General features: G+C 71.8%; 8 protein-coding genes and 1 pseudogene. All 9 read right to left on the bottom strand.

What is annotated here, in order from left to right:
• A pseudogene (locus tag N4P33_RS27890) lies at positions 1-227 on the bottom strand (hypothetical protein); the annotation flags it as partial.
• 35 nt (positions 228-262) lie between these two features.
• Positions 263-835 (bottom strand): GNAT family N-acetyltransferase, encoded by a 573-nt coding sequence (locus N4P33_RS27885; RefSeq protein WP_260829579.1) that lies wholly within the window; start codon positions 833-835, stop codon positions 263-265.
• On the bottom strand, positions 813-3059 hold the full coding sequence (locus tag N4P33_RS27880; RefSeq protein ID WP_260829578.1) for an MMPL family transporter: 2247 nt from the start codon (positions 3057-3059) through the stop codon (positions 813-815). The genes N4P33_RS27885 and N4P33_RS27880 overlap by 23 nt, the downstream gene beginning before the upstream one ends.
• 216 nt (positions 3060-3275) lie before the next feature.
• Positions 3276-3566 carry a hypothetical protein gene (locus N4P33_RS27875; protein ID WP_260829577.1) on the bottom strand — a complete coding sequence of 97 codons (291 nt, stop codon included), beginning with the start codon at positions 3564-3566 and terminating at the stop codon, positions 3276-3278.
• A gap of 205 nt (positions 3567-3771) precedes the next feature.
• A complete protein-coding gene (gene gatB / locus N4P33_RS27870; RefSeq protein ID WP_260829576.1) occupies positions 3772-5286 on the bottom strand; it encodes an Asp-tRNA(Asn)/Glu-tRNA(Gln) amidotransferase subunit GatB in 1515 nt (504 codons plus the stop codon).
• Between the two features lie 15 nt (positions 5287-5301).
• Positions 5302-5541 (bottom strand): hypothetical protein, encoded by a 240-nt coding sequence (locus N4P33_RS27865; RefSeq protein ID WP_260829575.1) that lies wholly within the window; start codon positions 5539-5541, stop codon positions 5302-5304.
• Complete coding sequence (gene gatA / locus N4P33_RS27860) at positions 5538-7031, bottom strand: Asp-tRNA(Asn)/Glu-tRNA(Gln) amidotransferase subunit GatA (RefSeq protein ID WP_260829574.1); 1494 nt, start codon at positions 7029-7031, stop codon at positions 5538-5540. The genes N4P33_RS27865 and gatA overlap by 4 nt, the downstream gene beginning before the upstream one ends.
• A gap of 5 nt (positions 7032-7036) precedes the next feature.
• Complete coding sequence (gene gatC, locus N4P33_RS27855) at positions 7037-7333, bottom strand: Asp-tRNA(Asn)/Glu-tRNA(Gln) amidotransferase subunit GatC (protein ID WP_004925108.1); 297 nt, start codon at positions 7331-7333, stop codon at positions 7037-7039.
• Between the two features lie 218 nt (positions 7334-7551).
• The gene (locus N4P33_RS27850; RefSeq protein ID WP_260829580.1) at positions 7552-9657 is read right to left on the bottom strand and encodes a bifunctional diguanylate cyclase/phosphodiesterase; all 2106 of its coding nucleotides are present in this window, start codon (positions 9655-9657) and stop codon (positions 7552-7554) included.
• Positions 9658-9879: the final 222 nt, after the last annotated feature.

The raw sequence follows: 9879 nt of genomic DNA, 5'->3' as shown, positions 1-9879 counted from the left end.
AGCCCGGCGGAGACGACCGCCGCGGCGCCCTGCCCCACGCCGGTGGGGCGCTCCCCCTCCGGCCCGGCGTCGGCGTCGACCCCGGCCTCGGCGTCGGCTTCGGCCCCCGGCTCCGTCTCCGTCCCCCGCTCGGTCTGCGTGGCGTCGACCGCCTCCTCGTCCTGCTGTGCCTCGGCGGCCTCGGTGCCCTCGGCGTCCGCGGTCTTGTCCACTGTCTTGGTAACCATGCCCCGCACCGTACGGACGCCGTCTGAGAGTCGTCTTAATGATCGCCGCGGGCGCCGGCGCGGGCCGCCCGCCATTCCGGCGCCAGCACCGACCACACCTCCAGGTCGTGCCGTACGCCGTGATGCAGATGGGCCCCGCGCCGCACCCCGTCGCGGGTCATGCCGAGCCGCCGGGCGACGGCGAGGCTCGCCGTGTTGCCGGCGGCGGCGACCCACTCGACCCGGTGGATGCCGCGCTGCTCGACCACCCAGTCGATCAGCACCCGCATCGCCCGCGTGATCAGCCCGCGCCCGGTGGCTGCGGGCTCCAGCCAGCAGCCGACCTCGCAGGTGCCGTTCTCGGCGTCGAAGTTGAGGGTGAGCACACCGCCGACAAGCGTGCCGTCCAGCCACAGCCCGTGCAGCGAGGCGGTGTCGGCGGCGCGGCGGTCGGCGTAGCGCTGGAGCACCTCGCGGGCGCCGGCGACATCGGTGGCGGTGGAGCCGAAGGGGACGTACTGGTTGATGAACTCGCGGCCCCGCTGAAGGTGCGCGAGGAACTCCTCGGCGTGCCAGGGCTCCAGGGGGCGCAGTTCGGCTCCGTCGTCACCCAGTCGTATCGCGTACATCCCGCTGTCGCTCCTCCTCGGCCAGCACGTCCGCCACCTCGGCGTCCGTGGCGGCGGCCAGCCTCTCATGGGCGGCGCGGCACTCGGGCGGCTCGATGCTGATGCGCGGCAGGATCCGGTCCAGCGGGCGCGGCAGCCACCAGTTGGCTCCGCCGAGCAGATGCATGAGTGCGGGCACGAGCAGGGTGCGCAGGACGAACGCGTCGAGGGCGACGGCGGCGGCGAGTGCGATGCCGAACATGGCGATCACGCGGTCCCCGCTGAGCACGAAGGCGAGGAAGACGGAGATCATGATGACCGCCGCGGAGTTGATCACCCGGCTGGTCTCGGCGAGGCCGACCCGCACCGCGCGCCGGTTGTCGCCGGTCTCCAGCCACTCCTCGTACATCCGGCTGACCAGGAAGACCTGGTAGTCCATGGAGAGCCCGAAGAGGACCGAGACCATGATCACGGGCAGGAAGGGTTCGATGGGGCCGGCCCGGCCGAGGCCGAGCAGTTCGCTGCCCCAGCCCCACTGGAAGATCGCGACGACCACGCCGAACGCGGCGGCGACGGCGGCCACGTTCATGGCGGCGGCCTTGAGCGGGATGCCGACGGACCGGAAGGCGAGCAGCAGCAGGAGGCAGCCGAGGCCGATCACCACGCCCACGAAGGCGGGCAGTTTGCCGACGATGACGTCGGCGAAGTCGTCGTAGCCGGCGGTCACCCCGCCGACGCGCAGGTCGAGGGAGGTCCCGTGCTCGGCCCGCGGCAGCACCTCCCCGCGCAGCCGGTCGACCAGCTCGCTGGTCTGCTTCGACTGCGGGGACGACTCGGGTACGACCGTGAGGTACGCGGTGTCGCCGCCCTTGCCGTAGGTCACCGGCGACACCGTGGCGACGCCCTCGGTCTGGCGCAGGGTGGCGTCCAGGTTGCCCAGGGCGAGCCGGTCCTCGGCGCCGTCGACCTCGGTGACGAGGGTGAGGGGGCCGTTGACGCCGGGGCCGAAGCCGTCGGCGAGGAGGTCGTAGGCCTGGCGGGTGGTGGAGGTCTTCGGGTCGTTGCCCTGGTCGGAGGTGCCGAGGTGCAGGGACAGGGTGGGCAGTGCGAGGACCGCCATGACCACCAGCGCGATCGCGCCGAGCACCTTGGGGTGGCGCTCCACGAACGCCGACCAGCGGGCGGCGAACCCCGTGGGCAGCTCCGGCTCGGGTCCGTGCTCGGCGAGCCTGCGCCGCTCGCGTCCGCTGAGCGCGCGCATGCCGATGAAGGACAGCAGCGCGGGCAGCAGGGTCACGGAGGCGGCAACGGTGAGCACCACGGTGAGCGAGGCCGCGATGGCGACGCCGTTGAGAAAGTTCAGCCGCAGCATCAGCATGCCCAGCAGGGCGATGCAAACGGTGGCACCCGCGAACACGACCGCGCGTCCGGTGGTGGCGACGGCGTTGGTAGCGGCTTCGGTGACGGACAGGCCGCGCTTCAGTCCGCGCCGGTGCCGGGTCACGATGAACAGCGCGTAGTCGATGCCGACGCCGAGCCCGATCAGCATGCCCAGCATGGGCGCGAAGTCAGCGACGGTCATGACGTGCCCGAGGAGCACGATCCCGGCGTAGGCGGTGCCGACGCCGACCAGCGCGGTGGCGATGGGCAGCAGCGAGGCGGCGAGCGAGCCGAAGGCGAGGAACAGCACGACGGCGGCGACGACCACGCCGACGATCTCGGCGAGGTGCCCGCCGGGGGACTCGGTGAGCCCGACCGCGCTGCCGCTCAGCTCGACGCGCAGCCCGTCGGTCTCGGCACTCTTCGCCGTCTTCACGACGGCGGCAACCTCACCGGCGTCGATGTCCTCGGCCTGGTCGTCGAAGGTCACGGTGGCGTAGGCGGTGCGGCCGTCCTCGCTGATCCTGCCCGCGCCGCGGTCGTCGTACGGGCCGGTCACGGAGGCGACGCCGGGCAGGTCCTCGATCCGGTCGAGGGTGCGGGTCATGGTCTGCTCGACATCGGCGTCCCGGACCGTGCCGGCGGAGGTCTGCCAGACGACGGTGTCGCTGTCGCCGCCGAGGGCCGGGAAGCCCTCCTTCAGCAACTCGGCGGCCTGCCCGGACTCGGTCCCGGGGACCTTGTAGTCGTTGGAGTAGGCGCTGCCCGCGAGGACCGCGCCCGCTCCGGCCACGCCGAGGGCGAGGAGCCAGAGCAGCACCGCCATGAGGCGGCGACGGACACACCAGCGTGCAAGAGCTGCCACGGACGTGCTCCCAGAGTGACGTTCTGTGGATCTTTGGCCGGGAACAGACGTTCATGAGATGAACCGCCCGCAAAGAACGCATGAGCAATGCAGTGCCACTCTGGCAGGCAAGGGTGATCATTTGCCGGGTTCGTGGGCTTGTTCACAGCGATGGGAGGCAGGTCACAGGACAATCACATCGGATGAGTCAACCGATCGGCCGAGTCGGTCACCGGTTCAGTCGAACTGGTCACCCAGTGCCATCACCATCAGGCCCGCGATCAGCAGCCAGAGCGCTCTGCGGGTACGGCCGCGGGAGCCGAGCAGGGCGGCGAGGGCGCAGGTGGCGGCGCCGCCGGCGTAAGCGGTGGGGACCAGGGGCGGGGCGTCGTCGGTGAGGCGCAGGAAGGCTGCGGCGAGGCCGGCGAGGGTGAGTGCGGCGCCGGTGCCGAGTGCCGTCCAGCGGGCTCGGCGGGCGTCGTGGCCGGTGGGTTCCGGGTGGGTTTCGGAATCAGCGGGTCCACTCATGGCGGTGGAGCGTAGCGCGTCCGCTGGGGAAACCGGGGTGCGGGGTCAGTGGCTCGCGGTGCAGCTCGGGTGGTGCGCTCTCGTGGCGGCCGCGGCGCCGTGGGGGCTGGTCGCGCAGTTCCCCGCGCCCCTCAGGAGGTTGCAACCACGCATGCCGAAGGGGTGCACCGGTGATCGGTGCACCCCTTCACGCGCACTGCCTGGCTCAGCCCTCGCTCACGCCCAGCTTCTCCAGGATCAGTTCCTTGACGCGGGCCGCGTCGGCCTGGCCCCTCGTGGCCTTCATGACCGCGCCCACCAGGGCGCCGGCCGCGGCCACCTTGCCGCCGCGGATCTTGTCCGCGATGGCCGGGTTGCCGGCGATGGCCTCGTCAACGGCGGCGGTGAGCGCGCCCTCGTCGGAGACGACCTTCAGGCCGCGCTTGTCGACGACCTCGTCCGGGGTGCCCTCGCCCTTGAGGACGCCGTCGATGACCTGGCGGGCGAGCTTGTCGTTGAGGGAGCCCTCGGCGACCAGGGCGGTCACCCGGGCGACCTGTTCGGGCGTGATCGGCAGCAGCTCCAGGGACATGCCCGTCTCGTTGGCCGTACGCGCCAGCTCGCCCATCCACCACTTGCGGGCGGAGGCCGCGTCGGCGCCGGCGTCGATCGTGGCGACGATCAGGTCCAGCGCACCGGCGTTGAGGATCGCCTGCATGTCGGTGGCCGAGACGCCCCACTCCTCGCGGAGCCGGTTGCGGCGCACCAGCGGCAGCTCGGGCAGGCCCGTGCGCAGCTCCTCGACCCACTCGCGGGACGGGGCGACCGGGACCAGGTCGGGCTCCGGGAAGTACCGGTAGTCCTCGGCCTCCTCCTTCACACGGCCCGAGGTCGTGGAACCGGTGTCCTCGTGGAAGTGGCGGGTCTCCTGGACGATGGTGCCGCCGCTGCTGAGGACCGCCGCGTGCCGCTGGATCTCGTAGCGGGCCGCGCGCTCCACGGAACGCAGCGAGTTCACGTTCTTCGTCTCGGAGCGGGTGCCGAACGTGGCGGCGCCCTTCGGCATCAGCGACAGGTTCACGTCGCAGCGCATCTGGCCCATCTCCATGCGGGCCTCGGACACGCCGAGCGCGCGGATCAGCTCGCGCAGCTCACGGACGTACGCCTTCGCCACCTCGGGGGCACGCTCCCCGGCGCCGGTGATCGGCTTGGTGACGATCTCGATGAGCGGGATGCCGGCGCGGTTGTAGTCGAGCAGGGAGTGCGAGGCGCCGTGGATACGGCCCGTCGCGCCGCCGACGTGGGTCGACTTGCCGGTGTCCTCCTCCATGTGGGCGCGCTCGATCTCCACGCGGAAGGTCTCGCCGTCCTCCAGCTGCACGTCGAGGTAGCCGTTGAAGGCGATCGGCTCGTCGTACTGGGAGGTCTGGAAGTTCTTCGGCATGTCCGGATAGAAGTAGTTCTTCCGGGCGAAGCGGCACCATTCGGCGATCTCGCAGTTCAGCGCGAGGCCGATCTTGACGGCGGACTCGACGCCGGTCGCGTTCACGACCGGGAGCGCGCCGGGCAGGCCGAGGCAGACCGGGCAGGTCTGGGTGTTCGGCTCGGCGCCGAGCGCGGTCGAACAGCCGCAGAACATCTTGGTCTTGGTGCCGAGTTCGACATGGACCTCGAGGCCCATGACGGGGTCGTACGACGCGAGTGCGTCCTCGTACGACACCAGGTCGGTCGTGGTGGTCACGGTGTAACTTCCCTCTCAGCCCAGCAGGACGTCGTCGTCGCCCAGCCGCTTCAGCTCGCGGTAGAGGATGGCGAGGCCGGTGACGATCGCGGCGGCGGACACGGTGGCGTCGATCAGGACCAGGGTGTCCTTCTCGGCGCGGGCCTTCTTCAGCCGCTTGGCGACGCCGATCGCGCCGAACGCGGTGGCGGCCATGGACAGGTACGTACCGGACCGGGACTTCTTGAAGCCCTTGGCCTTGGTCAGTGCACTCACAGCGACGGAGCCTCCTCGAGCAGCGGGTGGCCCCACTTTTCCACGAAGGCCGCCTCGACGGCCGCGCCGACCTTGTAGAGGCGGTCGTCCTTCATGACCGGGGCGATGATCTGCAGTCCGACCGGCAGGTTGTCCTCGGGCGCGAGCCCGCAGGGCAGCGACATGGCCGCGTTGCCGGCCAGGTTGGTCGGGATGGTGCACAGGTCGGCCAGGTACATCGCCATCGGGTCGTCGGCGCGCTCGCCGATCGCGAAGGCGGTGGTGGGCGTCGTCGGGGAGACGATCACGTCGACCTGCTCGAACGCCTTGTCGAAGTCCTGCTTGATGAGCGTGCGGACCTTCTGGGCGCTGCCGTAGTAGGCGTCGTAGTAGCCGCTGGACAGGGCGTACGTGCCGAGCATGATGCGGCGCTTGACCTCGGGGCCGAAGCCGGCCTCGCGGGTCAGGGAGGTGACCTCCTCGGCCGAGTGACTGCCGTCGTCGCCGGTCCGCAGGCCGTAGCGCAGGCCGTCGAAGCGGGCGAGGTTGGAGGAGCACTCGGACGGGGCGATCAGGTAGTACGCCGACAGCGCCAGATCGAAGGACGGGCAGTCCAGCTCGACGATCTCGGCGCCGAGCTCCTTGAGCAGCTCGACCGACTCGTCGAAGCGCTGGATGACGCCGGCCTGGTAGCCCTCGCCGCGGAACTGCTTGACGACGCCGACGCGCATGCCCTGGACGCTGCCGTTGCGGGCGGCCTCGACGACCGGCGGGACGGGCTCGGCGATGGAGGTGGAGTCCATCGGGTCGTGCCCGGCGATCACCTCGTGCAGCAGGGCCGCGTCCAGGACCGTGCGGGCGCAGGGGCCGCCCTGGTCGAGGGAGGAGGAGAAGGCGACCATGCCGTAGCGGGAGACCGCGCCGTACGTCGGCTTGACGCCGACCGTGCCGGTGACGGCGGCCGGCTGGCGGATGGAGCCGCCGGTGTCGGTGCCGATGGCGAGCGGTGCCATGTGCGCGGCCAGCGCGGCGGAGGAGCCGCCGCCGGAGCCGCCGGGGATCTTGGTCAGGTCCCAGGGGTTGCCGGTGGGCCCGTACGCGCTGTTCTCGGTGGAGGACCCCATGGCGAACTCGTCCATGTTGGTCTTGCCGAGGATCACGACGTCGGCGGCCTTGAGTCGCTTGGTGAGCGTCGCGTCGTACGGCGGGATCCAGCCCTCGAGGATCTTGGAGCCGACGGTCGTCGGCACGCCCTCGGTGGTGAAGATGTCCTTCAGCGCGAGGGGGACGCCGGCGAGCGGGCCGAGCTTCTCGCCGCGCTCCCGCTTCTCGTCGACGGCGCGGGCCTGCGCGAGGGCGCCCTCACGGTCGATGTGCAGGAAGGCGTGCACCTTCTCGTCGACGGCCTCGATCCGGGCCAGGTGCGCCTCGGTGACCTCGACGGCCGTGAGCTCGCCGGAGGCGATCTTCGCGGCGATCTCGGCGGCGGTGAGCTTGATGATGTCGCTCATGGCGATTACTCCTCCCCCAGGATCTGCGGCACCTTGAAACGCTGCTGCTCCTGGGCCGGGGCGCCGGACAGCGCCTGCTCGGGGGTGAGCGAGGGACGGACCTCGTCCGGGCGCATGACGTTCGTCAGCGGGAGCGGGTGCGAGGTCGGCGGTACGTCTTGGTCGGCGACCTCACTGACGCGGGCCACCGCGCCGATGATGTCGTCCAGCTGTCCCGCGAAGTGGTCGAGCTCTTCGGGCTTCAGCTCCAGACGCGCCAGCCGGGCGAGGTGGGCGACCTCCTCGCGCGTGATGCCAGGCATGCAGCGATCCTCTGGGGTGAGTGTGTGTGGTTTGGCCCAATCCTATGGGGCGGGGACGGGTGCTCGTGAAACGGTTTCGCTCAGCTTCTGGAGGGAGAGTGCGGCAACCCCCTAGGGGCGCGGGGCTGTATCGATCTGCGGCTCCGCCGCACGGGCGCGACCAGCCCCAACGACGCCGCACCCGCCCGACAACCGAACCCGGCACCCCACTAGGCGCCCTACTCCTCCACCGCCGCAGGCAACGCGGCGGGCAACGCCGCCGGCCGCTGCCACCCGCGTGAGCCCCTCGCCAGCAACCACGCCGTCGTCTCGTCCGCCGGCATCGCCGCGGCCACCAGCCACCCCTGCACCGCGTCACACCCGAGATCCCGCAGCCGCTCCCACGTCTCGTCGTCCTCGACCCCCTCCGCGACGACGAGCAGCCCCAGCGAATGCGCGAGATCCACCGTGCACCGCACGATCTCCGCGTCCTCCGTGTCCACGGCGAGCCGCGCCACGAACGACCGGTCGATCTTCAGCTCGCTCACCGGCAGCTTCCGCAGATGCACCAGCGAGGAGTACCCCGTCCCGAAGTCGTCCAGGGACATCTTCACGCCGTGCCCGGTGAGCGCGTTCAGTGTGTCGGCGGCGCGCTGCGGATCCTCCAGCAGCACATGCTCGGTGATCTCCAGCTGCAACGCCCCCGCCGGGACCCCGTGCCGGGCGAGCCGCGCGGCGACCGAGCCGGCGAAGCCGGGTGTGTGGACGTCGCGCGGGGAGACGTTGACCGCGACGGGGACGAACAGGCCCTGTGCGCGCCAGCGGGCGACCTGCCCGAGCGCGGTCTCCAGGACGTACTCCGTCAGATGGGGCATCAGCCCGGAGGACTCGGCGATGGCGATGAACTCGTCCGGAGGGACCCTCCCCCGCTCCGGGTGCACCCATCGCACCAGCGCCTCGAGGCCGGCGACCTGTCCGTCGAAGCGGACCTTGGGCTGGTAGTGCAGCTCGACCTCGTGCGCGTCGAGCGCCCGGCGCAGATCGCCCAGCAGGCCGAGCCGGTCGGGGGTGTTGGAGTCCCGTTTGGACTCGTAGACCTCGACGCCGGTGCGGTCGCGTTTGGCCTGGTACATCGCGACGTCGGCCCGGCGGAGCAGTCCCTCCGCGTCGAGCGCGTGGTCGGGGAAGACGGCGACGCCCGCGCTGGCTTCGAGGACGAGGGTGAGGCCGTCGAGGTCGAGCGGGGAGCTGAGCGCCGCGACGAGGCTCCGGGCGATGCGGGTCGCCGAGGTGGTGGAGTCGGCGACGGGCAGTAAGACGGCGAACTCGTCGCCGCCGAGCCGCGCGGCCTCCGCCCCGCGCGGGAGGGCCAGTCTCAGCCGGTCGGCGATCTGCAGCAGCAGCCGGTCACCGGCGAGATGACCCAGGGTGTCGTTGACCGAACGGAAGCGGTCGAGGTCGATCAGCATCAGGGCGGCGCGGGCGTCGATGCGCTCGGCGTCGTCGAGCGCGGTCCAGATGCGTTCCTGGAGCCACTGGCGGTTGGGCAGTCCGGTGAGCGGGTCGCGCAGCTGCTCCTCCGCGCGGGCCCTGGCTATCCACAGGGTGGAGTCGAGGGCGATCAGCGGGATCGCGAACAGCGGCAGCAGTACCGGGCGGGCGTCGGCGACCACACAGATCAGCGGGGCTATGCCGAGCAGGGCGATGGCGACCAGGCCCTGTCTGACCAGGGCGGTGCGGGCGACGGTGGGCAGACCCGCGCGCGGTGCGTGCAGATACCAGAGAAGGGTGCGGGTGACCGCGAGGTACGCGACGGCGACCAGGACGACCTCGGCTGCGGTGGTGAGGGTCCAGCTGTCCGGGGTCGAGGGCGACTCGACGGACGGTACGCAGCCGAAGGCGGCCCGCACCAGCGCTCCGGCGCCGATGCCGAGCAGGTCCACCGCGCCGTGCAGTATGCCCTGCCGCCAGCGGCCCCTGCGGGCTATGCCGACCAGCACGACGACGGTGAGGCTGACCATGCCGGCCGGGACCCAGCCGTAGAGCAGCAGCACGGCGAGGGTGAGGGCGGCGCCGGAGCCGGTGCCGCCCCACCAGCGGGCGCGGCCCAGCATCACGAGGTGGCCGACGATGATGCCGGTCAGTACGGCGAGGGACCAGCCGACACTGCCGGACGGGAAGAGCGCGTGCCCTTCGGTGAACGCCCGCAGGAATCCTGCCCCGAGGACGAATCCGGCCGCCGCGACGACGGCGGCGGGCAACGCGGGCCAGGACAGGTGCCGTTCGGCGTCGGCATGGGCCGCGTCGGACAAGCCGTCACCGATCGGGGTCACGGCCGGCCGCACGTCGGCACCGCGCGCGTCCGCCGACCGCCCGTTCCCTCGCGGCCCGTTGCCGAGCCGTGCGTTCGAGCGCGTCCCGCCGACGGGGCGGGCGCCGTTCGTCACCGGGGCGTCCGTGGTGTGCGCGGCGCTCGTGAACGGGGGCGCGGTGTGTGCGTCCACGCCGAAGGCGTCCGGCTCCGCCCCGCGTGCGGCCGTGGGATCCGTCCCCGGCCGCTCCTCTGC

Source organism: Streptomyces sp. 15-116A, from assembly GCF_025290915.1.
GTDB lineage: Bacteria > Actinomycetota > Actinomycetes > Streptomycetales > Streptomycetaceae > Streptomyces.
Note: the sequence above shows the minus strand (reverse complement) of the source record. Positions and strands in the feature narration are given on the sequence as shown.

Coding starts and splice junctions, on each gene's coding strand:
- N4P33_RS27885 (WP_260829579.1), bottom strand. CDS start 835: ATGTACGCGATACGACTGGGTGACGACGGAGCCGAACTGCGCCCCCTG.
- N4P33_RS27875 (WP_260829577.1), bottom strand. CDS start 3,566: ATGAGTGGACCCGCTGATTCCGAAACCCACCCGGAACCCACCGGCCAC.
- gatA (WP_260829574.1), bottom strand. CDS start 7,031: ATGAGCGACATCATCAAGCTCACCGCCGCCGAGATCGCCGCGAAGATC.
- gatC (WP_004925108.1), bottom strand. CDS start 7,333: ATGCCTGGCATCACGCGCGAGGAGGTCGCCCACCTCGCCCGGCTGGCG.